This is a genomic window from Terrabacter sp. RAF57 (assembly GCF_052113925.1).
Classification (GTDB): Bacteria; Actinomycetota; Actinomycetes; order Actinomycetales; family Dermatophilaceae; genus Terrabacter.
This window is the reverse complement of record NZ_JBFRDT010000010.1, coordinates 1-24,708: the sequence shown is the minus strand read 5'-3', so window position 1 is coordinate 24,708 and position 24,708 is coordinate 1. Positions and strand designations below refer to the sequence as shown.

At 72.7% G+C, this 24,708-nt stretch carries 21 protein-coding genes; 13 read left to right on the top strand and 8 right to left on the bottom strand.

Annotation, left to right across the window (positions count from 1 at the left end; genetic code table 11):
- Positions 1-23: 23 nt before the first annotated feature.
- Together AB4Y83_RS12745 and AB4Y83_RS12740 are read right to left on the bottom strand one after the other, a co-directional pair.
- Positions 24-821, bottom strand: a complete 798-nt coding sequence (locus AB4Y83_RS12745) for a response regulator transcription factor (RefSeq protein WP_442297097.1) — start codon at positions 819-821, stop codon at positions 24-26.
- A 65-nt stretch (positions 822-886) separates the two neighbouring features.
- A complete protein-coding gene (locus AB4Y83_RS12740; RefSeq protein WP_442297096.1) occupies positions 887-2,893 on the bottom strand; it encodes a thioredoxin domain-containing protein in 2,007 nt (668 codons plus the stop codon).
- A 210-nt stretch (positions 2,894-3,103) separates the two neighbouring features.
- Between AB4Y83_RS12740 and AB4Y83_RS12735 the strand changes: the two genes are divergently transcribed.
- Positions 3,104-3,598, top strand: a complete 495-nt coding sequence (locus AB4Y83_RS12735) for a sulfocyanin-like copper-binding protein (protein ID WP_442297095.1) — start codon at positions 3,104-3,106, stop codon at positions 3,596-3,598.
- Positions 3,599-3,621: 23 nt separating this feature from the next.
- Here AB4Y83_RS12735 and AB4Y83_RS12730 read toward each other — a convergent pair whose 3' ends face one another.
- The 3 genes from AB4Y83_RS12730 to AB4Y83_RS12720 all read right to left on the bottom strand — a co-directional run bounded on the left by AB4Y83_RS12730 (position 3,622) and on the right by AB4Y83_RS12720 (position 7,149).
- Positions 3,622-5,022, bottom strand: coding sequence for an MATE family efflux transporter (locus AB4Y83_RS12730; RefSeq protein ID WP_442297094.1), 1,401 nt, complete (start codon positions 5,020-5,022; stop codon positions 3,622-3,624).
- Between the two features lie 157 nt (positions 5,023-5,179).
- Entirely contained in the window at positions 5,180-6,148 is a 969-nt protein-coding gene (locus AB4Y83_RS12725; protein ID WP_442297093.1) for an aminoglycoside phosphotransferase family protein, read from the bottom strand.
- Entirely contained in the window at positions 6,145-7,149 is a 1,005-nt protein-coding gene (locus tag AB4Y83_RS12720; protein ID WP_442297092.1) for a hypothetical protein, read from the bottom strand. The genes AB4Y83_RS12725 and AB4Y83_RS12720 overlap by 4 nt, the downstream gene beginning before the upstream one ends.
- A gap of 133 nt (positions 7,150-7,282) precedes the next feature.
- Between AB4Y83_RS12720 and rimP the strand changes: the two genes are divergently transcribed.
- Together rimP and nusA are read left to right on the top strand one after the other, a co-directional pair.
- Positions 7,283-7,897, top strand: a complete 615-nt coding sequence (rimP, locus tag AB4Y83_RS12715; protein WP_442297091.1) for a ribosome maturation factor RimP — start codon at positions 7,283-7,285, stop codon at positions 7,895-7,897.
- The gene (gene nusA, locus AB4Y83_RS12710; protein WP_442274775.1) at positions 7,897-8,940 is read left to right on the top strand and encodes a transcription termination factor NusA; all 1,044 of its coding nucleotides are present in this window, start codon (positions 7,897-7,899) and stop codon (positions 8,938-8,940) included. The genes rimP and nusA overlap by 1 nt, the downstream gene beginning before the upstream one ends.
- Before the next feature lie 21 nt (positions 8,941-8,961).
- Here the strand turns inward: nusA and AB4Y83_RS12705 are convergent, their stop codons facing one another.
- Entirely contained in the window at positions 8,962-9,654 is a 693-nt protein-coding gene (locus AB4Y83_RS12705) for a hypothetical protein (protein WP_442297090.1), read from the bottom strand.
- A gap of 80 nt (positions 9,655-9,734) precedes the next feature.
- Between AB4Y83_RS12705 and AB4Y83_RS12700 the strand changes: the two genes are divergently transcribed.
- The 9 genes from AB4Y83_RS12700 to AB4Y83_RS12660 all read left to right on the top strand — a co-directional run bounded on the left by AB4Y83_RS12700 (position 9,735) and on the right by AB4Y83_RS12660 (position 21,142).
- The gene (locus AB4Y83_RS12700; protein WP_442274773.1) at positions 9,735-10,424 is read left to right on the top strand and encodes a response regulator transcription factor; all 690 of its coding nucleotides are present in this window, start codon (positions 9,735-9,737) and stop codon (positions 10,422-10,424) included.
- Positions 10,424-11,725 (top strand): ATP-binding protein, encoded by a 1,302-nt coding sequence (locus AB4Y83_RS12695; protein WP_442297089.1) that lies wholly within the window; start codon positions 10,424-10,426, stop codon positions 11,723-11,725. The genes AB4Y83_RS12700 and AB4Y83_RS12695 overlap by 1 nt, the downstream gene beginning before the upstream one ends.
- Before the next feature lie 162 nt (positions 11,726-11,887).
- The gene (locus tag AB4Y83_RS12690; RefSeq protein WP_442297088.1) at positions 11,888-12,274 is read left to right on the top strand and encodes a YlxR family protein; all 387 of its coding nucleotides are present in this window, start codon (positions 11,888-11,890) and stop codon (positions 12,272-12,274) included.
- Positions 12,275-12,366: 92 nt separating this feature from the next.
- The gene (gene infB, locus AB4Y83_RS12685) at positions 12,367-15,291 is read left to right on the top strand and encodes a translation initiation factor IF-2 (RefSeq protein ID WP_442274770.1); all 2,925 of its coding nucleotides are present in this window, start codon (positions 12,367-12,369) and stop codon (positions 15,289-15,291) included.
- 183 nt (positions 15,292-15,474) lie between these two features.
- Entirely contained in the window at positions 15,475-15,963 is a 489-nt protein-coding gene (gene rbfA / locus AB4Y83_RS12680) for a 30S ribosome-binding factor RbfA (protein WP_442274769.1), read from the top strand.
- Entirely contained in the window at positions 15,960-16,910 is a 951-nt protein-coding gene (truB, locus tag AB4Y83_RS12675; RefSeq protein ID WP_442274768.1) for a tRNA pseudouridine(55) synthase TruB, read from the top strand. The genes rbfA and truB overlap by 4 nt, the downstream gene beginning before the upstream one ends.
- Before the next feature lie 56 nt (positions 16,911-16,966).
- The gene (locus AB4Y83_RS12670) at positions 16,967-17,938 is read left to right on the top strand and encodes a bifunctional riboflavin kinase/FAD synthetase (protein ID WP_442297087.1); all 972 of its coding nucleotides are present in this window, start codon (positions 16,967-16,969) and stop codon (positions 17,936-17,938) included.
- Positions 17,902-19,134 carry a rod shape-determining protein RodA gene (rodA, locus tag AB4Y83_RS12665; RefSeq protein WP_442297086.1) on the top strand — a complete coding sequence of 411 codons (1,233 nt, stop codon included), beginning with the start codon at positions 17,902-17,904 and terminating at the stop codon, positions 19,132-19,134. The genes AB4Y83_RS12670 and rodA overlap by 37 nt, the downstream gene beginning before the upstream one ends.
- A gap of 145 nt (positions 19,135-19,279) precedes the next feature.
- Positions 19,280-21,142, top strand: a complete 1,863-nt coding sequence (locus AB4Y83_RS12660) for an AMP-dependent synthetase/ligase (protein WP_442297085.1) — start codon at positions 19,280-19,282, stop codon at positions 21,140-21,142.
- Between the two features lie 9 nt (positions 21,143-21,151).
- On the opposite strand, the gene AB4Y83_RS12655 is transcribed toward AB4Y83_RS12660, so the two are convergent.
- Positions 21,152-22,291 (bottom strand): MBL fold metallo-hydrolase, encoded by a 1,140-nt coding sequence (locus AB4Y83_RS12655; protein ID WP_442297084.1) that lies wholly within the window; start codon positions 22,289-22,291, stop codon positions 21,152-21,154.
- Between the two features lie 117 nt (positions 22,292-22,408).
- On the opposite strand from AB4Y83_RS12655, the gene AB4Y83_RS12650 reads away from it, so the two are divergent.
- Complete coding sequence (locus AB4Y83_RS12650) at positions 22,409-24,400, top strand: TIGR03960 family B12-binding radical SAM protein (protein WP_442297083.1); 1,992 nt, start codon at positions 22,409-22,411, stop codon at positions 24,398-24,400.
- Positions 24,401-24,596: 196 nt separating this feature from the next.
- Here AB4Y83_RS12650 and AB4Y83_RS12645 read toward each other — a convergent pair.
- A partial coding sequence (locus AB4Y83_RS12645) for a DUF4916 domain-containing protein (protein WP_442297163.1) occupies positions 24,597-24,708 on the bottom strand: 112 nt, incomplete at its 5' end.

The following is a 24,708-nucleotide window of genomic DNA, read 5'->3' as shown; positions in this document are numbered from 1 at the left end:
CCACAGTCACAGCGCCGTCGGCGTCAGAACGCGTCGGGCTCCTCCATGCGGTAGCCGACGCCCCGCACGGTCCGGATCGGGGCACGCGTGCCGTCGGGGCCGAGACGGCTCAGCTTGCGGCGGAGGTTGCCCACGTGCACCTCGACGAGGTGCTCCTCGGACCACCCGGGGCCCCACAGGCTGTCGAGGAGGACGGCGCGCGACCACACGCGGCGCGGTGCGCTGATCAGGGTCGAGAGCAGGTCGAACTCGGTGCGGGTCAGGTCGACCTCCTGGTCGTCGACCGTGGCGACGCGGCCCTCCGGGTCGACGGCGATGCGGCCGTGACGCACGAGCTCGGGTGCCGGCTCGTCCGGTGTCGCGCCGTCGGTGGTCGGGCCGCCGGCCGAGGCGGCCGAGACGGTGCCGGCCGGACCCGTCGCGTCGTCGGAGCCGTTGGGTCCGCCGGTGCGCGGCCGCCGGAACATCGCGTTGACGCGGGCCTGCAGCTCGCGAGGGCTGAACGGCTTGGTGAGGTAGTCGTCGGCGCCGATCTCGAGGCCCATGAGGCGGTCGATCTCGTCGGTGCGCGCGCTGATCATGACGACGTAGGCCTGGCTCACGTCGCGCACCCGGCGGCACACCTCGATCCCGTCGAGGTCGGGCAGGCCCAGGTCGAGGGTGACGAGGTCGGGGTCGGTCGCGACGACGAGCTCGAGGCCCGCCTGTCCCGAGGACGCCGCCGACACCTCGAAGCCCTGCATGGTCAGGCTGTGCGTGATGAGCTCACGGATGTCGTCGTCGTCCTCGACGACGACCGCGGTGCGCGCTGAGCCCATCATGCGGTGATTGTTGCAGAATGCGGGGGTTTGGCCCGCCAGATGCGAATGTCGGGCGGTTCGTCGCCTCAGCCGACCACTCCGCCGAGCCCCTCGCCAGCCACCGCACCCAGCTGCGCAGCCAGCTGCTCGGGGTCGGTCGTGGGCAGCTCGCAGACCATGCCGCGGCAGACGTAGGCCGCAGCGCGTCCGCCGACGAGTGGGCGGTCGGCCAGCACCGGGACGCCGGGCGCGTCCGGCTCGCCGCGCACGACGACGAGTCCAGGGCTCGGGGACCGGCGCGCCACCACCTCGAGCGCGTCGGCCTCGCGACCGGACCCGACGACGGCGACCTGCAGCGGTCCGCTGACGAGGGACTCGGCGACCGCGAGCGACCACCCGCCGAACCGCGGCTCGCGGACGGCGAGCCCCATCCCCGCAGCGGTGGAGGTGGCCCCCGCCGCGAGGGCGGCCGGGTCACCGGTCACCGCGCCGAGGGTGACGAGCGCTCCCGCCAGAGCGGACTGCCCCGCCGGCTCGGCGTTGTCCGCGGCGCTGCGAGGGCGCAGGTAGAGCGGCTCGGCGTCCGAGGCGGTGTCGTGGAACCCGCCGTCGTCGGCCGCGAAGTCGCTCGCGGCGTCCAGGACCTGTCGGGCGGCGTCCAGCCAGCGTCGCTCACCCGACACCTGGTGCAGCACGAGCAGGCCGTCCGCGAGGTTGCCGTGGTCGTCCGCGACGGCACGCGCCGTCCCGACCGTGCCGACGCGTGACGCACGCCGCAGCTCCCCGTCGACGACGTGGACGTCGAGGACGTGTGCGGCGCACCGGGCCGCGGCGGCCACCCAGTCCGGCCGCTCGAGCGCGGCGCCGGCACCCGCGAGCGCGGCGATCGCGAGGCCGTTCCACGACGTCACGACCTTGTCGTCACGACCGGGCTGAGGTCGACCGGCGCGGGCTGCCAGCAGTCGTGCTCGCACGTCGTCGAACCAGTCGCGGTCACCCGGCTCTGACGGCAGCTGCAACGTCGAGGCGCCGTGCTCGAACGTGCCCTCGGTCGTCACGCCGAGCAGGTCGGCCGCGACGGGGCCGTCGTCGTCCCCGAGGACCTCTCGCAGCTCCTCCGGTGTCCACGCGTACGTCAGCCCCTCGACGCCGGCAGCGTCGGCGTCGAGCGACGACGCGAAACCTCCCGTCTCGGTGCCGAGGTCGCGCACGACGAAGTCGGCCGTCTCACGGACGATGCGCTCGGCCAGCGGGTCGCGGGTCACCTTCCACCACGTCGTGTAGGCGCGCAGCAGCAGGGCGTTGTCGTAGAGCATCTTCTCGAAGTGCGGCACGACCCAGCCCGCGTCGACGGCGTAGCGCGCGAAGCCACCGGCGAGCTGGTCGTAGAGGCCGCTGCGCGCCATCGCCTCGAGCGTGCGGGACGCCATCGCGAGGGCGTCCCGGTCCCCGGTCCGGGCGTGGTGGCGCAGCAGGAACTCGAGCACCATCGACGGCGGGAACTTCGGGGCGCCGCCGAAACCGCCTGCCACGTGGTCGAACTGGCGGGCCAGCAGCCCGACCGCGGACGACAGCGCTGCCGGCTCGACGGCATACGGCGTCGGCGGCTGGAGGGCCTCGGCGAGGCTGGTGGCGATGTGCGAGCCCGACGCGCGCACCTCGTCCTCGCGGGTGCGCCAGGCCTCGTCGAGGGCCGCCAGGACGCGGAGGAAGTGGTCGCGCGGGAAGTAGGTGCCGCAGAAGAACGGCTCGCCCTCGGGGGTGAGGAAGACCGTCATCGGCCAGCCGCCGTGGCCGGTCGTCGCCGTGACCGCCGACATGTAGACGGCGTCGATGTCGGGTCGCTCCTCGCGGTCGACCTTGACCGGGACGAAGCGGGCGTTGAGCGCGGCGGCGACGGCCTCGTCCTCGAACGACTCGTGGGCCATGACGTGGCACCAGTGGCAGGCCGCGTAGCCGACCGACAGGAGCACGGGGACGTTGCGCTCGCGCGCCTCCGCGAACGCGGCCTCGCCCCACTCCTGCCAGTGCACCGGGTTGTCACGGTGCTGGAGCAGGTAGGGGCTCGTCGCTCGGTCGAGTCGGTTGGGCATGGCTCCACTCTGGCGCACGCCGGTCGCCGGCTGGGGACTGGTGCGTCACACACCCGGCGCACGCATACCCCCCGGGGTTAGTGTCGAGGTATGGCCAGAGGCTGGAGCATCCGTCGCTCGTGCACGGGCGGGGCTGCGTTCGCAGCTGTCGCCCTGATCCTCGCGGGCTGTTCGGCAGTACCCGCGGCGACGACCCCGATGGGTGGCGCCATGGGTGGCGTGCGCGCAGGGTCGAGCAGGGGCGTCCCGATGGCGGCGCCGCTGGCGTGTGCGGCCCCGACCGACCTTCCCGGGTCGCGGGTGACCGTCAGCCTCGTCGACATGGGCCTGTCGCGGATGATGGGCGGCGTCGCCCCGATGGGGGCCCGGATGCTGCTCGTCGCGCGGCCCGCTGCCGTCCACTCCGGACCGGTGAGCGTCGTCGTGGAGAACTCCGGGTGGCGCACCCACGAGCTCGTCGTCCTGCCGCTCGTCGCCGACGCCGTCGCCGGACAGCGCGTGCCGGGCCGGGACGGCACGGTCGACGAGTCGGGCAGCATCGGGGAGGCCTCGGCGTCCTGCGCCGCGGGCCACGGTGACGGCATCGTCTCCGGCGCCGTCGGCTGGGTGACGGTGACCCTGGCGCCGGGCCACTACGAGCTCGTCTGCAACCTCGAGAACCACTACGCCGACGGGATGCGCCAAGGGCTCGTCGTCACCGGCTGAGGCCGGGGCGACCGGCCGGGCGGTCAGGCGGCGACGGCCTCGCGCGGCGCGACGAGGCGCTCCCAGCGGATGCGACGCGCACGCCACGTGAAGATGGCGAGCTTGGCCAGCTCCTCGAGGATGCGGGCCACGAAGATGCCGACGTAGCCGAGCGGCGTGTGCAGGCCGAGGAGGACGGCGAGCGGCAGCCCGACCAGGAAGGCACCGACGACGTCGCCCATGATGACTCCGCGCACGTCGTTGGCGCTGGGCAGCACGCCCGCCCCGACGATCATGTTGCGCACCTTGACCACCTGGAACGCCGCGTTGATGAGGATGCCGACGCCGGCCATGGTGCGCACGTCGCGACCCGCCTCCCCGAAGAGGACGTCGAGCAGCATCACCGAGGCGGCGAAGAGGACCCCGAAGACGGCGGCGGTCCCGACGCCGGCGCGGGTCAGCCGCCGCACCCAGGCCATCGCGTCGTCGACGTCCCCGCGACCGACGGAGCGGCCCACGAGGGTGGTCGTGGCGCTCATCAGCCCGATGCTGCCGACGACGAAGACACCCTCCAGCGTCGTGACGATCTGCGCGGCGGCCAGCGCCTCGTCGCCGAGCTGCTGGAACACGACGTTGTAGAGGAAGGTCCCCACCGTCCAGAAGAGCTCGGTGACGCCGAGGGGGAGCGCAAGGACGAAGAGGGGCACGATGACGGCACGCCACTGCCGGACGCTGTCGGGCAGGCTCCAGCCGACGACGGCGCGCCGGCCATAGGCCATCCACAGCAGGATGAGCGCCTTGACGACGGCGGTCACGAGCGTGGCCCAGCCGGCGCCGGCGACGCCGAGCGAGGGCAGCGGGCCGAGCCCGACGACGAGGGAGTACGCGATCGCCGAGTTCGCGACGACGGTGACCATCGTCGCGATCATCGGGCTCGTCGGCCGGCCGGCCGAGCGGAGGACACCCGAGAGGATCGCGCTGAGCATGACCGGCAGCGTCGCGAGGACGGTGAGGCGGAAGTAGTCGGTGCCCGCCGCCGCGACCGACGGGGAGGCCCCGACGAGCGACATGAGGTGGTCGGCGAAGAACCACGGCACGAGCGAGACGACGACGCCGAGCCCGACGGCGACGAGCAGCGCCGCCGTGACCGTGTGGTCGAGGGCGTCCCGGCGACCGGCGCCGTGCGCCCGCGCCACGAGGATGCTCACCGACGTGCCGAGACAGCCGAGCGTCACCGCGAGGATGAAGGTGAGGCTGTTGGAGAAGCCCACGGCGGCGATCGCGGTGGCCCCAATGCTCCCGACGACGATCTGGTTGACGAAGTTGAGCACGAGCATGAGGACGAACTCCGTGCTCACCGGCACGGCGATGCGCGCGATCTCGCGAGCAGGGGTCGGCGTGGCCGAGCGCTGGTCGCGGGAGGTGGGCATGGCAAGGCGAGGCATGCGAGTGCCTTTCGACAACGAAGGTGGGGGAGCGCGACAACGTTAAGGCTTCAAGCACCCCGGAGTCGAAACGATTTGATCGACGACGTCGAGCGCGTGTTGTCGACGGGTGGTGAGGCTGTCGCGAGCGTCTCTCGGCGCTCGAGAGCCCGCCGGCTCAGTCGTTCATCGCCTTGATGATCGTCACCGCGAGGCTGATCCGATCATGTGCCCAGGCGTCGTCGGCGGGGCCCTTCGCCAGCGCCTCGGCGGCGTCGAGGGCGTTGTCGGCCTCACGGACGATCGTCCACGCACGGGCCCGCCCCTCGTCGAGGCCGGCGCGCTCGCAGATGATCTCGAGCCGCCGGCGCAGCGACCACCGGACCTCGGACCCGGTCCCGAGCTCGTCGGCCCGGTTCCACAAGGCGGGGGCCACCTCGAACGCCGGGTCGCCGGCCATCGGCTTGGGGTCGATGGCGAGCCACGGGGAGCGGTAGGCGGCGAGCACGTTGGTGTAGTGCAGGTCGGTGTGCAGCAGCCGGTCCTCGGCGGGGGCCCGCTCGACGAGCTCGCGGGCCAGCGTCGAGGCCTGGTCGAGGTAGCGCCGCGGCAGCACCGCGGGTGCGGCCGCCAGCTCCTCGGCCTGACGGAGGGCGTATGCCGTGAGGCTGGGCACGCGCGGGTGCGGGGGCCGGCGCAGCACCCGGAGCAGGTCGCCGATGACGCCGCACGCCTCGTCGATGTCGACGCGGGTCAGGTCGCGGGTGTGCAGCCGCTCGAGGAGCAGGGCGAAGCGCGCGGGGTCGGCCCGCACGAGGCGCGCCGCTCCGTGCCCGTTCCACGTCTGGAGCGCGAGGTGCTCGGTCGCGGCCTCAGGGTGCGGCCAGGTGATCTTGAGGACGCCCTCGCCGCTCACCCCGACGACGTCGCGGCCCGAGCCCAGCAGGCGCACCGGGATGGCCACCGCGCACACGCCGTTGGTGGCTCGCCCGATGGGCTCGAGCTCCCAGTCGGCGAGCAGGTCGGTGATGAGCCCCGGCAGTGCGTCGATCCAGTCCTCGCCGGAGACGTAGCCGTCGGGCTCGTAGCCGCTCACCTCGTGGGCGAAGAGGGCGGGGATGAGGTCGTACATCGGGTCGTAGCTCACGCGGTGGCTCCCGGGAAGGCGGTCAGGGGCACGTCCCAGTCGACGGCGAGTGCCTGGAGGTCGGCGCTCCAGCGCGCGACGTCCTCGAGGGAGTCGGCGCTCGGGTCCGGGCCGGCCACCTCGGTGCCCGCGTCCACGGCGGACGACAGGGTCTCGGTCGCGAGGCGTCCGGCCGCCTCGGGTGTCGTGACGGGGTAGGGCAGCGCCCACCCGGCAGGCGTCGTCGAGCTCGCGCCGGACACGGCGATGTCGAGGCGCACCAGGGCGGCGAGCGTGTCCTCGGCCCGCGACCGCTGGTCGCCAGAGCTCTGGGCCGCGACGACCTCGAAGGCGTACACGAGGGGGGAGGTCCGGGACACGATCTCGGGTCGCACGGGGCTGGGCGGCGACGTGGCGACGTCCCGTCCGAGGAGCACCGCGCCGGCGAGGCGTTGTCCGTAGGCGGCCGCGAGCAGCTCGCGGGTGTCCACGGTCGCCGTCGTGAGCGCGGACCAGTCCTCGGGCCCGAGCGAGTCGAGCAGGACGGCGAGCTCCCGGCGGGTGCGGACCGGCCGCTGGCTCGTCGGCGGGGCGGCCGAGGGTGTGGGGGTGCCCGTGGAGCCGGTCCGCGACGACGGCGCCGGCCCGGCGGACACGGCGGCGTCGATCACGGCCGTAGGCACGCCGGCGTTCGTGAGCCGGCCGCGCAGGACGCGCAGCTGCTCCCGGTTGACGGTGCGGAGCCGACGGACCAGGCCGCCACCCTCGCCGCCCGCGAGGACCGACGTCTCGGCCGCCACGATGTGTTCGAGGTCGGCCACGGCCGAGAGCAGGAGGGCCTCGTCCGGGGCCGGACGGCGCGTGGGCACCGGCGGGGGAGGCGGCGGCACGTCGAGGCGCAGGCCGCGGTCGACGAGCAGCGCGAGGGCGGCGGCACCGCCGCCGAGCACGAGAAGGCGGCGCGGGGGACGGCCGAGACCGTCCATCACCCGTGACCCGAGCCCACGGGTGTCGCCGTCCATGCCGAGATCTTCGCACGCGGGCGGCGGTCTGCGACGACCCCCCGGCGCCGATAGAGTGGTGGGCACGCGGTGCCCGTCGCGTCCTTCGGGGCGTCGGCGCCGGACATTCGAGAAGAGCAGGAGGCGTCGACTGATGAGCACGGCCCAGGAGATCAGAGCGACGCTCGAGCCGGTGCTCGCGCCCCTCGGGCTCGTCGTCGAGGACGTCTCCGTGTCTCCCGCCGGCAAGCGGCGGCTGGTTCGCGTGCTCGTCGACGCCGACATCGCCGGTCTCGACGCAGCCGACACGACGAGTGCCGTCCCGCCGCTCTCTCTCGACGCCGTCGCCGAGGCGACTCGTGCCGTGAGCGACGAGCTGGACGCGAGCGACGTGATGGGTCAGGCCCCCTACGTCCTCGAGGTGTCCTCACCCGGGGTCGGCCGGCCGCTCGCCTCCCGCGACCAGCTTCGGCGTCAGGTGGGGCGGCTCGTCGAGGTCGTCCACCAGGACGGCACCGACACCGGGCGGCTCACCGAGGTCGGCACGGACTCGCTCACCCTCGAGGTCCAGGCCACGAAGAAGACTCCGGCGCACCACGTGACCCTCGACCTCGACACCGTCCAGCGCGGCACCGTGCAGGTCGAGTTCACGCGCGCCGGGACCACGAACGACGCCGCCGTCGACGACGCGGGAGACGACACCTCCGACGACGCACACGACGACACCCACGACCCGGACGAGACGTCCGCCCTGGAAGGGGACCACTGATGGACATCGACCTCGCAGCCCTGCGCGCCCTGGAACGGGAGCGCGACATCAGCCTCGACGTGCTCATCCCCGCCATCGAGCAGGCGCTCCTCGTCGCCTACCACCGCACCGACGGCAGCCAGCGCATCGCGCGGGTCGAGCTGGACCGCAAGACCGGCCACGTCATCGTCTGGGCCCGTGAGGAGGGTGACCTGCTCCCGGTCACCGAGGAGGGCGAGCGTCCGCAGCGCGCCGAGCCCGGACCCGAGTTCGACGACACCCCGGTCGGCTTCGGCCGCATCGCCGCGTCGACGGCGCGGCAGGTCATCGTCCAGCGCCTGCGCGACCTCGAGGACGAGGCGATCCTCGGCGACTTCAAGGGCCGCGAGGGTGACGTCATCTCCGGCATCATCCAGCAGAGCCAGGACCCCCGGAACGTCCTCGTCGACTTCGGCACGGTCGAGGGCATCCTGCCGCTGGCCGAGCAGGTGCCGGGCGAGCGCTACGTCCACGGCGAGCGCCTGCGCTGCTTCGTCGTCAGCGTCAAGCGTGGGCCCAAGGGCCCCCAGGTGGGCCTGAGCCGCACCCACCCCAACCTCGTGCGCACGCTCTTCAAGTTCGAGGTGCCCGAGATCGCCGACGGCACGGTCGAGATCGCCGCGCTGGCCCGCGAGGCCGGTCACCGCACGAAGATCGCGGTGCACAGCCGGGTCGCCGGCGTCAACGCCAAGGGCGCGTGCATCGGCCCGATGGGCGCCCGCGTCCGTGCCGTCATGACCGAGCTGCGCGGCGAGAAGATCGACATCGTCGACTATGCCGACGACCCCGCCACCTTCGTCGCGGCCGCCCTGTCGCCCGCCCGGGTGCAGTCCGTCGAGATCGTCGACGCCGCGGCCCGCGCCGCGCGGGTCGTCGTGCCCGACTACCAGCTGAGCCTCGCGATCGGCAAGGAAGGCCAGAACGCCCGCCTCGCCGCCAAGCTCACCGGATGGCGCATCGACATCCGTCCCGACACCGAGGCCGCCGACGCGGCAGCGGAGCGCGGGGCGACCGACGGCTCCTGAGGTCGGCTCGCGCCGACGGGCTCAGGAGCCCTTGAGGACGAGGACCGGCTGGCCGGAGCGGCAGGTCACGAGGAGGCTGACCTCGCGAGAGTCGCTCTTGAACGTCGCCCGCACGCCGCCGTCCTCGCGCTCCACCTCGTAGCGGTAGCCGTTGCTCGGGGTGACCGACCGCAGCTGCACCTGACCGTCCGGGCAACGCGCCGTCAGGGAGCCGCCCGTCGTCGAGAAGCTCGCGGTGGGACTCGTGGAAGCCCGCAGGTCAGGCTGGGCGGTGGTGCGGGACCCGGCGGGTGCGTCCGAGGTGGACGACGGACCCTCGGGTCCCGGCGCTCCGGCGCCGGTGTCACCGTCGGCGGGTGGACCGTCGGTCCGGCCGGCGACGACGGGGCCGATCGGCGCGACGGAGGCCGCGCTGCGGGTGGACGCCTCATGGGGTGCCTGGGTCGCTGTGGCTCCCGGCTCCGCAGGCGGGAGCAGGGTGGGGTCCGGCGACGGCCCCGTGGTCGTGGGGCCCGGCACGAGCGTGCCGCCGGCCGTGGACGTGACGGTGGCGCTCGGCAGGGTCGCCGTCGCGGAGGGGAGTGGCTGCTCGAGCTCGCCCGCGACGTCCTGACCCACGCGCGTCACGACGGTCGTCGTCACCGTGGCGGTGACCGCAACGACGGTCAGCCAACCGAGCGCGAGGCGCACCGGACCCGCGCGTCCCGACGTCATCGCGGACCCCCGTCCCGCGAGTTGGGCGGATGCGTCACGACCGGGTCTGCGCAGGTCGGCCCGGGCGTACCGTGAGGCGTGTGACCCACGTGCTCGTCATCGAGGACGACGCCGGGATCCGGGGATCGCTCGTACGGGCCCTGACCGGCCGTGGGCACGCCGTGTCGAGCGCCGCCAGCGGGCTCGGCGGGCTCGAGCAGGTGCTCAACGAGCACCCGGACGTCGTCCTGCTCGACCTGGGCCTGCCCGACGTCGACGGCCACACGGTGCTGACCATGCTGCGCTCGGTCACCGCGACCCCGGTCATCGTCGTCACGGCGCGTGACGACGACGTCTCGATCGTCCGCGCCCTCGACTCGGGGGCCGACGACTACGTGCCGAAGCCCTTCACCGTCGACCAGCTCGAGGCCCGGATGCGGGCGGTGCTGCGGCGCAGCGAACCGGCTCACGCCGACGAGCGGATCACCGTCGGTGGTCTCGTCATCGACCCGTCCCGCAGGGGCGTGACCCTCGACGACGTGCCCGTCGACCTCTCGCGACGTGAGTTCGACCTCCTCCTCATGCTCGCCGGTCGCGTCGGTGAGGTCGTGACCAAGCGCGAGATCATCGTGGAGGTGTGGCAGCAGGTCTACGGAGGCGGCGAGCGCACCGTGGACGTGCACCTGTCGTGGCTGCGTCGCAAGCTCGGCGAGTCGGCGGCTCATCCGCGGTACCTCCACAGCGTCCGAGGGGTGGGGGTTCGGCTGGCGGCCCCGGAGGACGTGCCCTGATGCGTCGTCAGATCACGTGGCTCGTGGCCGCGACGACGTCTGCGGTCGTCGTCGCCTTCATCATCCCCCTCTGCCTGCTCGTGTCGAACGTCGCCGAGGACCGTGCCGTGAACCGGGCCCGTCAGCAGGCGCACAGCGTCGCCACCGTCGTCGCCAGCGTCGACAGCGAGCAGGTGCTGTCCGAGGCCGTCGGGCTCTTCACGGCGCAGGGCATGGTCGTTGCCGTGCACACGCCGTCCGGCCGGGTCATCGGTCGTGACACCTCGGTGGGAGACGACGACGCCGAGGTCGCCCAGGCGAGGTCGACCCGGACGGCGTTCACCCATCGCACCGACACGGGTCTCGACGTCATCATCCCGGTGCAGACCGAGAGCGGGGTCACGGTCGTCGAGTCCACCGTGAGCAACGACGAGCTGCGTCAGGGGGTCGCGGCCGCCTGGGCCACGATCATCGGTCTGGGGCTGCTCCTCGTCGGGGTGGCGGCCCTGATCGCCCTCCGTCTGGGCCGCCGCGTGAGCGTGCCCGTGACCCGGCTGGCGGCGGTCGCCCACCGCATCCGCGAGGGCGAGCTCGGCACCCGTGCCGTCCCCGAAGGGCCACCGGAGACGGTCGAGCTCGCGGGGGCGCTCAACCAGCTCGCCGACCGCATCGACGTGCTCGTGACGTCCGAGCGTGCGGCCGTCGCCGACCTCGGTCACCGACTGCGCACACCGGTCACCGCCCTGCGGCTCGACAGCGACCTCGTGACGGATCCGGAGGTCTCCAGGCGGCTGCGCCACCATGTCGACGAGCTCCAGCGCAGCGTCGACGCCATCGTCCACGAGGCCCGCCGCCCGTTGCGGCGTGCGATGCCGAGCGGGTGTGACCTCGGGGTCGTCGTCCGCCGACGAGCCGCCTTCTGGGAGCCCCTCGCGCAGGACCAGGAACGGGCCTTCGCCGTGACGGGCCCCGACGGTCCGTGTGCCGTCGACGTCCCGGAGGAGGACGTGAGCGACGTCGTGGACGTGCTGCTCGACAACGTCTTCGCGCACACGCCCGAGGGGGCGGGCGTCGAGGTCGCCGTGCGCGTCGACGGGGGTCGGGCCCACCTCACCGTGGCCGACGGCGGGCCGGGCGCCGCCGAGTCCGCCCTCGACCGGGGCCGCAGCGGCAGTGGGTCGACGGGTCTCGGGCTCGACATCACCCGTCGGGTCGCGGAGGCCGCCGGGGGCTCGGTCGCCCTGGCCCGCTCCGACCTGGGCGGCCTTCTGGTGGAGGTCTCCCTACCCCTGCGACCCGGGAGCGGTACGCGCCCCGGGTGAGAGCGACCCGGGCGGAGTCGCGCGACGACGGACGAGCACGGATCGTGCGTCGCGCCCGCACCCCACGCATACGATGGACAGGACAGCACGTGTTCGGCCCCTCTTCCAGGCGGGGGAGGATGCCGATGCGCGGTCTCGCGCTGCGGCGCGGTAGACTTACCTGTGGCCGACCGGACTGGACTCCGTGCTGAGCCGTCCCGCACCTGTGTGGGATGTCGAGGAATGGATAGCTGGTCGGCTCTGCTGCGAGTGGTCGCGGCGACGGACAGAGACGCCGGGGACACCTCCCCGGTCACGCTCCGTCCCGACCCGAGACACCGGATGCCGGGACGTGGTGCATGGCTGCACCCGACGCCCTACTGTTTCGAGCTGGCAGTGCGCCGCAAGGCGTTCGGACGTGCCCTGCGCCTGCAGGTCGCCCTCGACGTCAGCGCGGTGGCACGACATCTCGGAGTCCAGGACACGCAGCAACGCTCCGGTGCCCCACACGGGTCGCACCGATCAGTCAGAGATCAGTCAACGAACCAAGGCGGGTTGAAAACGCTATGAGCACCCGATGAGTACTCAGCGATGAGCAAGCCCCAGCAATAACCCACGGTTCGGCCACTTCCTGTTCAGGCCGGACCAGGAACAGGAGAGATGTGGCTAAGGTCCGGGTCTACGAGCTCGCAAAGGAGCTCGGAGTCGAGAGCAAGACACTGCTCGCACACTTGAAGAGCCAGGGAGAGTTCGTCCGGTCGGCATCGTCGACCATCGAGCCCCCCGTCGTCCGCAAGATCATCGAGACCTTCCCCCGGGAAGGCTCGTCCAGCGGCGACAAGAAGCCGGCGGCCCCCAAGGCCGCCCCCACGAGCGCGGTCCCCGCCGCGCCCCAGAAGGCTGCTCCGGCGCCGTCGGCCCCCGCGCCGGCCGCTCCCGCAGCCGCAGCACCGGCGGCTCCCGCCCCGGCTGCTCCCGCAGCACCTGCTGCCCGCGAGTCCGCTCCGGCCCCCGCCAAGGCAGCTCCCGCACCCGCCGCCCCGGCACCGAAGGCTCCGGCCCCGGCTGCTCCGGCCCCCGCCGCTCCTGCGGCGTCGGCTCCCGCTCGGGTGCAGTCCAGCCGTGACGGTGGTCAGCAGACCTCCGGCGTCCCGGCCTCCCCGCGTCCGGCCCCCCGTCCGGGTCAGCCGCGTCCGGGGAACAACCCGTTCGCCCCGAGCCAGGGCATGGGCCAGTCCCGCGCCCCGCGTCCCGGTGGCGACACCGCGCCGCGTCCGGGCAACAACCCGTTCAGCCCGAGCCAGGGCATGCCGCGTCCGCAGCAGCGCCAGGGCGGTCAGGGCGGTCAGGGTGGCCAGCGTCCGGGTGCTCCCGGTGGCGCCCCGCGTCCCGGTGCTCCCGCCGCAGGCGGTCGTCCGGGTGCTCCCGGCGGCGCCCCGCGTCCCGGTGGTCCGCGTCCCAGCCCGGGCATGATGCCCGAGCGCAGCACCGTCGGCCGTCCCGGCCAGCGCCCGGCCGGCGGCCCCGGCCGTGGCGGCCCGGGTGGCGCCGGTGGCCGTGGTGGCTTCGGTGGTGGCCCCGGCGGCGCCCCCGGTGGCGGTCGCCCCGGTGGCTTCGGCGGTCCTCGCGGTGGCGGTGGCGGTCGTGGCTCGACGGCTGGTGCCTTCGGTCGCGGCGGCGGTCGTCCGGTCCGAGGCCGCAAGTCCAAGCGCGCGAAGCGCCAGGAGTTCGAGCAGATGCAGGCGCCGAGCCTGGGTGGCGTCAGCGTCCCCCGTGGCGACGGCAAGACGACCATCCGCGTTCGTCGTGGTGCCTCGCTGACCGACTTCGCCGACAAGATCAACGCCAACCCGGCGTCGCTCGTCACCGTGCTGTTCCACCTCGGCGAGATGGCCACGGCCACGCAGTCCCTCGACGAGGAGACCTTCAAGGTGCTCGGCGCCGAGCTCGGCTACGAGATCGAGGTCGTGTCGCCCGAGGACGAGGAGCGCGAGCTGCTCGGCTCGTTCAACATCGACCTCGACGCCGAGCTCGAGGCCGAGGAGGACGAGGACCTCGAGGCGCGTCCGCCGGTCGTGACCGTCATGGGCCACGTCGACCACGGAAAGACGAAGCTCCTCGACGCGATCCGCTCCGAGGAGGTCGCCGAGGGCGAGGCCGGTGGCATCACCCAGCACATCGGTGCCTACCAGGTCGCCACGACGCACGAGGGCGAGAAGCGCGCCATCACGTTCATCGACACCCCCGGTCACGAGGCCTTCACGGCCATGCGTGCCCGTGGTGCGTCGGTGACGGACATCGCGATCCTCGTCGTCGCCGCCGACGACGGCGTCATGCCGCAGACCATCGAGGCGCTCAACCACGCCCAGGCGGCCAACGTGCCGATCGTCGTGGCCGTCAACAAGGTCGACAAGCCAGACGCCAACCCGGCCAAGATCCGCCAGCAGCTGACCGAGTACAACCTCATCGCTGAGGAGTACGGCGGCGACACGATGTTCGTCGACGTCTCGGCCAAGAACGGCACGAACATCGACGGGCTCCTCGAGGCCGTCCTGCTCACCGCCGACGCGGCTCTCGACCTGCGGGCCAACCCCGACAAGGACGCCCGTGGTGTCGCCATCGAGGCGCACCTCGACAAGGGCCGCGGCCCGGTCGCGACCGTCCTCGTCCAGTCGGGAACCCTCAGCGTCGGTGACTCGATCGTGGCCGGCAGCGGTCACGGCCGCGTGCGTGCCATGCTCGACGAGCACGGCAACAACGTCGAGCAGGCCGGTCCTTCGCGTCCGGTCATGGTGCTCGGTCTGACGTCGGTGCCCGGCGCCGGTGACACGTTCCTCGTGGCACCTGACGACCGCACCGCGCGCCAGATCGCCGAGCGTCGTGAGGCCGCGTCGCGTGCGGCGAGCCTCGCCAAGCGCCGCAAGCGCATCTCGCTCGAGGACCTCAACGAGGCCCTCGCCGCGGGCAAGGTCGACACCCTCAACCTCATCCTCAAGGGTGACGTGTCGGGTTCGGTCGAGGCGCTCGAGGACGCGCTGCTCAAGATCGACGTGGGCGACGAGGTCGACCTGCGGATCATCCACCGCGGTGTCGGTGCGATCACGCAGAACGACGTCAACCTCGCGACGGTCGACAACGCGATCATCATCGGCTTCAACGTCCGCCCCGCGGAGCGTGTCGCCGAGCTGGCCGACCGGGAGGGCGTCGACATGCGCTTCTACTCGGTCATCTACCAGGCGATCGACGACGTCGAGGCAGCGCTCAAGGGCATGCTCAAGCCGGAGTACGAAGAGGTCCAGCTGGGCACGGCCGAGGTCCGCGAGGTCTTCAAGTCGAGCAAGTTCGGCAACGTCGCGGGTTCGCTCGTGCGCTCCGGCGAGATCAAGCGCGGGACCCGTGCGCGGATCATCCGCGACGGCACCGTCATCGGCGAGGGCATCGAGATCACCGGTCTGCGTCGCTTCAAGGACGACGTCACCGAGGTCCGCGAGGGCTTCGAGTGCGGTATCAACCTCGGCAACTTCAACAACATCGAGATCGACGACGTCATCGAGACGTTCGAGATGCGCGAGAAGCCGCGCGCCTGAGCTCGACCGGTCCGACGGCGCCGGCCCCCACGGGGGTCGGCGCCGTCGCCGTCCGCGGTGGTCCCCACCCGCCCCGCGGACGCCCGGGTGGGAATGCGCGGGGCCCCCGGCCCGCTACTAGGGTGAACACCACGTCGGCCCGGCTGTCACGGCCCGACCGCACAGCACACGAAAGAGGTAGCCATGGCTGACCCCGCCCGCGCCCGCAAGATCGCCGACCGGATCAAGGTCATCGTCGCCGAGTACCTCGAGTTCCGGCTCAAGGACGAGCGCCTCGGTTTCGTCACCATCACCGACGCCCGCGTGACCGGTGACCTCCAGCAGGCCTCCGTCTTCTACACCGTCTTCGGCAGCAACGAGGACCGCCAGGCCACGGCCGAGGTGCTCGAGGCCAACAAGGGCCGCATCCGCTCGGCCGTCGGCAAGGGCATCGGCATCCGTCTGACGCCGTCGATCGAGTTCATCGCCGACGCGCTGCCCGAGGGCGCCGCCCACCTCGAGGACCTCGTGGCCCAGACGCGGGCCCGGGACGAGGAGCTGGCCCGCGCCGCGGCCAACGCCAAGCCCGCCGGCGACGCCGACCCCTACCGCAAGCCGGTCGACCGCTCGGCGGACGACGAGGACGGCGACGACGTGGACGCCGAGGTGGACGCGGACGTCGACGCCCGATGACCGACCGCTCGGGTGGTCTGCTCGTCGTCGACAAGCCGGCCGGATGGACGAGCCATGACGTCGTCGCGCGCGCCCGTCGTCTCTGTGGCACGCGCCGGGTCGGCCACGCCGGCACGCTCGACCCCATGGCGACCGGCGTCCTCGTGCTCGGCGTCGAGCGCGGCACGAAGCTGCTGACCTTCCTCGTCGGCTGCGACAAGTCGTATGCCGCCACGATCCGTCTCGGGATGGCGACCCTCACCGACGACGCCGAGGGAGAGACGACCCAGGCGCTCGGGGTCGACGACGTGCCCGCGCTCGAGGCGGCCCTGCCCGCGGCCGTCGCGGCCCTGACGGGCGACCTCCAGCAGGTGCCGAGCTCGGTCAGCGCCATCAAGGTCAAGGGTGTGCGCAGCTACACGCGCGTCCGGCAGGGCGACTCGGTCGACCTGCCGGCCCGCCCGGTCACGGTGAGCCGTTTCGACGTGCTCTCGGTGCGCCCCGGCACCGCGACGGTCGAGGTCGGCCCCCCGATCGACGTCGTCGACGTCGAGGTCGAGGTCGACGTGTCGTCCGGCACCTACGTCCGCGCGCTCGCCCGCGACCTCGGCGAGGCGCTCGGCGTCGGCGGCCACCTGACGGCGCTCCGGCGCACGCGGGTCGGCCGCTTCGGGCTCGACGCCGCGGTCTCGCTCGACGACCTGACGGCCACGTCGGAGACCGACGGGCCGGACGGCATACCCCTGCTCCCGATCGCCGACGCGGCCCGGGCGCAGCTGCCCGTCCACGAGGTGACGGCCGAGGAGGCCGTCGCCCTCGGCTACGGCCAGCGCATCCAGAGCGCGGTGGACGGTGCCGACGCGGTGGCCGCGATCGACCCCGACGGGCGACTCGTCGCCGTGCTCGACGAGACGCGTGCGACGGCCCGGGCCAAGGTGGTCTTCGCCGCGTCCGGGGCGGGGGCCTGAGCCTCGTGCCCGAGCCCTCGGACGTCCGCTCCGACGGGGCCACTACAGTGGTCGCCGTGCAGCGCTGGTACGGACTCGACGACATCCCGGCCAACCTCGGGCCCACCGTCGTCACCCTCGGCAACTTCGACGGGGTGCACCGCGGGCACCGCGAGGTCCTGACGCGCGTCGTGCGCGAGGCGGCCGACCGCGAGGCCCTTCCCGTGGCCGTCACCTTCGAGCCGCACCCGATCGCCGTGCTCTACCCCGACCGCGCCCCGGCTGCCGTCATGTCGCTCGAGCAGCGACTGGACGCGCTCGCGTCGGTGGGCGTCGGCGCGGTGCTCGTCATCGAGTTCACGCGTGACTTCGCCCAGCAGACCCCCGAGGAGTTCGTCCGCGGCACGTTCGTGGACGCCCTCGGTGCCTGCGCCGTCGTCGTCGGCAAGGACACCCGCTTCGGCGTGCGCAACTCCGGCGACGTCGGCACGCTGCGCGACCTCGGCGCCGCGCACGGCTTCGAGGTCATCGCCCTCGACGACATCGGCGAGGGGGCCGACGAGGGCGCGCGCTGGAGCTCGACGCAGCTGCGCGCCGAGCTGCTCGCCGGCAACGTCGATCACGCCGCCCAGATCATCGGCCGTCCGCACCGGGTCACCGGCACCGTCGTGCACGGCGACCACCGGGGCCGCGAGCTCGGCTACCCGACGGCCAACCTCTCGCAGGACCACGAGGGCCTCGTGCCGGCCGACGGGGTGTATGCCGGGTGGCTCGTCCGTTTCGGCCTCGACGGGGGTGCCCCCGACCGCACCCTCCCGGCGGCCGTCTCCGTGGGCACCAACCCGACGTTCGACGGTCACCAGCGCAGGGTCGAGGCCTACGTCCTCGACCGCACCGACCTCGACCTCTACGGCGAGCGCGTCGCGGTGGAGTTCGTCTCGCACCTGCGTCCCACCCTGAAGTTCGAGTCGATCGACACCCTCGTCGAGCAGATGGCCCAGGACGTGGTCCGGTGTCGCGAGATCCTCTCGGCGATCGTCCCGTCGTAGCCGGGCCGCTCCTCCCGTCGACGCAGCCTGCCGGCGGCGTCCGTCGGGCGGCACGGGGCCCCGCCGGGCCGTCGTGGCTGCGGGTCGACCTCGGACTGCTCATCGGCGCCTTCGGCCTGTCGGTCGTCGGCGTCGTCCTCGTCTGGTCGGCCACCCGCGCGTCGGTCGGCGGGACCGCGGCGCTCAAGCAGCTCGTCGCGCTGGGCGTCGGCATCGCGTGCGCCGCCGTGGTGACGCGGCTCGACGTGCGCGTGGTGCGGGCGGTCGCTCCCGTCGTCTACGTCCTCGCCGTCCTCGGGCTCGCGGCCGTCGTCTCGCCGCTCGGGTCGACCGTCAACGGGTCGCGCTCCTGGATCCGGCTACCGGGCGGCATGAGCCTGCAGCCGTCGGAGCTGATGAAGGTGGCCCTGGCGATCGGTCTCGCGATGCTCCTCGCGGAGCGGGCCGAGCGCGGGCTGCCCCAACGCCACCGGGACGTGGCGCTCGCGTGGGTCGTGGCCGGCATACCCGTGGTCCTCGTGCTCGCCCAGCCCGACCTCGGCTCGGCCCTCGTGCTCGTCGCCATGGCTGTCGTCATCATCGCGGCGGCCGGTGCCCCGGCCCTGTGGACGCTCGGCGTCCTGGTCGTCGGTGCGGCGGCCGTGGCTGCTGCCTTCCTGACGCCGGTCCTGTCGGCCTACCAGCGCAACCGGCTGCGCGCCTTCCTCGATCCCTCGCTGGACCCGCAGGGCATCGGCTACCAGACCCGGCAGGTGCGCATCGCCATCGGCTCGGGCGGGCTCGGCGGCCAGGGGCTCTTCGAGGGTCGCCAGACCCAGGGCGGGTTCATCCCCTTCCAGGAGACGGACTTCGTCTTCTCCGTCGCGGGGGAGGAGCTCGGCTTCCTCGGGGCGGCAGGGCTCGTCGTGCTCATCGGGTTCATCGTCGTGCGGTGCGTCGTCGTGGCGCGCCGCGCCGACGCGTTCGGTCGCCTCGTCGCGATCGGTGTCGCCGTCTGGCTCGGGGTGCAGGCCTTCGAGAACATCGGGATGAACCTCGGGCTCATGCCCGTCACGGGCCTGCCGCTGCCGTTCGTGTCGAGCGGTGGCTCCTCGCTCATCGCCTCGTGGATCGCCGTCGGCCTCGTCGGCAACGTCGCCGCGGCGTCGCAGCAGCGAGGCGGACGACCCGTCGCAGGTCGCCTCCGACGGGGTTGAGCCCCACCTCCGGTTACCGAGGGGTCACGTTTCGACGTGGACGCCGACGGATGCGTGACTGGCACGACGATTGTTGACATCATCCCGGCATGGCGGTCGCCCGCAGACGCCGATGACGCGCAACCGCAGTGACAAAGGAGTCCACATGCCCCTCCAGGCCCTTGCCGACCGGGACGTCGACCAGAACGTCCTCGACGGACGCGCTCCCAGCGTGGGCGCGCTCTTCCGCAGCCGGGTCCGGGCCACGCCCGACGCGCCGGCCTACCTCTACTTCGCGGAGGGGTCGAGCGAGCTCACCACGCTGACGTGGCGGCAGACGCACGAGGTCGTGGAGCAGTGGGCCGCCGGGCTCGTCAGCCTCGGGGTGGCGCTGGAGGACCGCGTCGCCATCGCGTCGACGACCCGCGTGGAGTGGATCCTCGCCGACCTCGCCGTCATCTGCGCCGGCGGTGCGACGACGACCGTCTACCCGACGACGATCGCCGAGGACGTCGCCTACATCCTCACCGACTCCGGCAGCGGCATCGTCTTCGCCGAGAACGCCGAGCAGGTCGCCAAGCTCCAGCACGTGCGCTCGGAGGTCCCGGGCGTCCGGCAGGTCATCGCCCTCACCGGACCGGGCAGCGACGACGGCTGGGTCATCACTACCGACGAGCTCGCCGAGCGCGGCCGCGAGTGGCTGGCCGCGACGCCCGACCTCATCGACTCGCGCATCGACCAGCTCACCCCCGAGTCCCTCGCCGTCGTCATCTACACGTCCGGCACGACCGGGCGGCCCAAGGGCGTGCGCCTCGTCCAGGACAGCGTCGTCTACGAGGGCGCCGTCATCGACGCCATCGGCACCTTCACCAAGGACGACCTCCAGTTCCTCTGGCTGCCGCTGTCGCACGTGTTCGGCAAGATGCTCGTCGCGACCGGGCTCCAGATCGGCTTCCCGACCGCCGTCGACGGCCGGGTCGACAAGATCGTCGAGAACATGGCCGTCATCAAGCCGACCTTCATGGCCGGCCCGCCGCGCATCTTCGAGAAGGCGCACGGGCGCATCGCCCTGATGTTCGCCGGCGAGAAGGGCGTCAAGAAGAAGCTCATCGACTGGGCGCTCAAGGTGGGCGGCGAGCTGCGCGACGTGCAGGCCCGCGGTGAGCAGCCCTCGTCGGGCCTCCAGCGCCGGCACGCGCTCGCGACGAAGCTCGTGCTGCACAAGGTGCAGGAGCGATTCGGCGGGCGGGTCCGCTTCATGATCAGCGGATCCGCGCCGCTCAACGCGGACGTCGCGCGCTGGTTCGGGTCGGTCGGCCTGCTCGTCCAAGAGGGCTACGGCCTGACCGAGACGTCCTCGGGCACGACGGTCAACGCTCCCGAGCACGGCTCGTACCAGTACGGCTCGGTGGGCTGGCCGCTGCCGGGCACGGAGGTCCGCATCTCCGACGAGGACGGTGAGATCCTCGTCAAGGGCCCCGGTGTCATGCGCGGCTACCACAACAACCCCGAGGCGACCGCCGAGGTGCTGACCGAGGACGGCTGGTTCCACACCGGCGACATCGGGCGCATCGACGAGCGCGGCTTCCTCTACGTCACCGACCGCAAGAAGGACGTCTTCAAGACCTCGGGCGGCAAGTACATCGCCCCGGCCGAGATCGAGGCGCGCTTCAAGGGCCTGTGCCCGTTCGTCAGCCAGTTCCTCGTGCACGGTGCGGGCCACAACTACGCGACGGCGCTCGTGACGCTCGACCCCGACGCGGTGGCCGGATGGGCCCCGACCGTCGGGCTCGACGGCAAGACGTACGCCGAGGTGGTGGCCTCGCCGCAGGCGCACGCCCTCGTCCAGCGCTATCTCGACCAGCTCAACGACGGCCTCAACCGCTGGGAGACGATCAAGAAGTTCACCATCCTCGACAAGGACCTCACCGTCGAGGAGGGCGACCTCACCCCGAGCATGAAGCTGCGCCGCAAGGCCGTCACCGAGAAGCACCGCGCCGAGCTCGACGCGATGTACGACGGCTCCTGACGCCGAGGCTCAAGGCCGCGCCGGGAGGTCGATGACGGCCCCGGCGTCGGCGCGCCCCGGGTCGGGGAACGCGACGTGGTGCCCGTGGCTCGCGACGAGTCGCGGGTCGCCCCAGCGCTCGGTGCGTGGCGTGCGGTAGTTGAACCACAGGGTCGGTCCGGCCGGGGCGTCGAGCACGACCCGGGCCACGGCCGCGTCGTCGGGGTGGTGGAAGACGTCGCCGTTCGTCGAGACGAGATAGTGCCGGGCCGGTGCCGCCCGGAGCAGCGCTGCGACGACGTTGGCCTCGCTGCCGTGGTGGGGCAGCTTGAACGCGTCGACGCTGAGGGTCTCGCCCCCACGGGCCCGGGCCACGCCCTGCAGGGCCGCCGCGAGCACGCCGCCATAGGCGTCGGCGCCGAGCACGACGCTCGCCCCGCGGTGCTCGACGAGCAGGGCGATGCTGCTCCCGTTGGGCACCGAGGAGTCCTGGGGCGTCCGCGTGTCGGCGAGGTGCTCCAGGTCGTCGAGGGGCCCGAGCACGTCGAGACCCACGTCGCGGTCGGGTGCGCCCAGGGCAGCGCGCAGGCTCTTCGACCACGTGTCGGCCAGCCGGGTGAGCCGCTTCGTCGTCGGGGAGAGCACGGTCACCGTCGGCCCACCCGGCACCGTGACCTCGACGAAGCCGCCCGCCGCGCCGGTGTCGACCGGCCCCCCACCGAACGCGGCATTCCACGGCAGGGCGTGAGCGCGCGACGCCAGCGCGGCGGGCCCGCCGGCCAGGGGGTCTCCATCGGAGCCGCGGAGCGCCGCGACGAGGCTCTCGCCCTGGTCGACGCTGCGGGGCCGGTCGGGCCCCGTGACCGGGAGGTGCGGGCGCCCGTTGAACCAGAAGTCCCCGACGTCGGCGGCCAGGTCGCTCGCGAGGAACGGCAGCATGCCGCCGATGTGGTCGTTGTCGATGTGCGTGATGACGGCGACGTCGATGTGCCGGTCACCCGGGTCGAGGCGGCGCAGCCGCGCCTCGAGGAGGGGCCACGTGTCCGGGGGGCCGCCGTCCACGAGCATCCGCCACGTCGTGCCGTCGGGGCGTGGACACTCGACGAGGAGGCAGTCGCCCAGTCGCGCGGGCAGCACCTCCACGTGGATCGCCGTCGGCACCGTCGCCACCTCTCCACCTCCGCCCACCTAGACTAGGTCCGGGTCCTCGGCGTGTCCGGGCCTTGGTCGAGGGTGGGCGGTTCGCCGTGTTTTCGGTGCAGCGGCAGACCCACGTACCATGGCGGGATGCCCGGAGAGTCACTGTTCAACGCCCTCGAGCCCCTGCTGGAGCGGGTCAACAAGCCCATCCAGTACGTCGGCGGCGAGCTCAACTCCACGGTCAAGGACTGGCACGTCGGCGGTCACGGCCCCGACGGCGAGGAGCTGACCACGCGGTGGGCGCTGATGTACCCCGACGCGTACGAGGTCGGCGTCCCCAACCAGGGCGTCATGATCCTCTACGAGGTCCTCAACGAGCGCGCTGACGCCCTCGCCGAGCGCACGTATGCCGTGTGGCCCGACATGGAGGCGCAGCTGCGGGAGGCGGGCCTGCCGCAGTTCACCGTCGACGGGCACCGTTCGGTGCGTGACTTCGACCTCTTCGGCCTCAGCTTCTCGACGGAGCTCGGCTACACCAACATGCTGACGGCGCTCGACCTCGCCGGGATCCCGCTGCACGCGGTCGACCGCGACGTCGAGGACCCGATCGTCATCGCAGGCGGTCACGCGGCCTTCAACCCCGAGCCGGTCGCCTCGTTCATCGATGCCGCCATCGTCGGCGACGGCGAGCAGGCCGTGCTCACCGTCACCGACATCGTGGGGGAGTGGAAGGCCCAGGGCCGGCCCGGCGGTCGCCGCGAGGTGCTGCTGCGCCTCGCCCGCACCGGTGGCGTCTACGTCCCCGCCTTCTACGACGTCTCCTACCTGCCCGACGGGCGGATCCAGCGGGTCGCGCCGGCTGCCGACGCGACCGGCGTGCCGTGGCGCGTGTCCAAGCACACCGTCATGGACCTCGACGCGTGGCCGTACCCCAAGCAGCCTCTCGTGCCGCTCGCCGAGTCGGTCCACGAGCGCATGTCCGTCGAGATCTTCCGCGGCTGCACGCGCGGCTGCCGCTTCTGCCAGGCCGGCATGATCACCCGCCCGGTGCGCGAGCGGTCGATCACCGGCATCGGCGAGATGGTCGAGCGTGGCCTGGCCGCCACGGGATTCGAGGAGGTGGGCCTGCTCTCGCTGAGCTCGGCCGACCACTCGGAGATCGCCGACCTCACCAAGGGGCTCGCCGACCGCTACGAGGGCACCCAGACCGGCCTGTCGCTCCCGTCGACCCGCGTCGACGCCTTCAACATCGACCTCGCCAACGAGCTGACCCGCAACGGTCGCCGCTCGGGCCTGACGTTCGCGCCCGAGGGCGGGTCCGAGCGCATCCGCAAGGTGATCAACAAGATGGTGTCCGAGGAGGACCTCATCAACACCGTCGCCGCGGCCTACGGCGCCGGCTGGCGGCAGGTCAAGCTCTACTTCATGTGCGGCCTGCCCACCGAGACCGACGAGGACGTGCTCCAGATCGCCGAGCTCGCCAAGAAGGTCATCGAGACCGGCCGACAGGTCTCGGGTCGCCGCGACATCCGCTGCACCGTCTCGATCGGCGGCTTCGTGCCGAAGCCGCACACGCCGTTCCAGTGGGCCTCGCAGCTCGGGGTCGAGGAGACCGACGCGCGCCTGGCCAAGCTCCGCGAGGCGATCCGCGCCGACAAGCGCTACGGGTCGTCCATCGGGTTCCGCTACCACGACGGCCAGCCCGGCATCGTCGAGGGGCTGCTCTCCCGCGGTGACCGCCGCGTCGGCAAGGTCATCGAGGCTGTGTGGCGCGACGGCGGCCGCTTCGACGGGTGGAGCGAGCACTTCTCCTACGAGCGCTGGATGCGCTGCGCCGACGAGGCCTTCGCCGACGTGCCGGTCGACCTGGCCTGGTACACCACGCGCGAGCGCGGCGAGTCCGAGGTGCTGCCCTGGGACCACCTCGACTCCGGTCTCGACAAGGACTGGCTGTGGGAGGACTGGCAGGACTCGCTCGACGAGACCGAGGTCGACGACTGCCGCTGGACCCCGTGCTTCGACTGTGGCGTCTGCCCCCAGATGGGCACCGAGATCGAGATCGGGCCCACCGGCAAGACCCTGCTGCCGCTCACGGTCCTCGGCTCCGGCCGGCAGGACCTCCTCGAGCACCAGCACTGAGCCCACGACGTCAGGACCGTATGCCGCGGCGAGGGGGCCACGCGGCATACGGCGTCGTTCTCCGGACCGCACGACCCACTGATCGGCAGGTGGTTCGCGTCATCGGCGTAGGTGACGAGCCACCTGTGGTTCGGCGCGCTCGCCGAGGCGATGTCGAACGTGGTGTCGGCCGTGATGGCCGTCCCGGCGTCGCGTCCTAGACCGGGAAACCCACGTGCGCCAGGGCCTGCCGGACGAGGACGCCGTGCGAGCCGGGCATCTCACCGCGCACGGCGAGAGACGCGGCCTCCTCCGGTGTGACCCAGGAG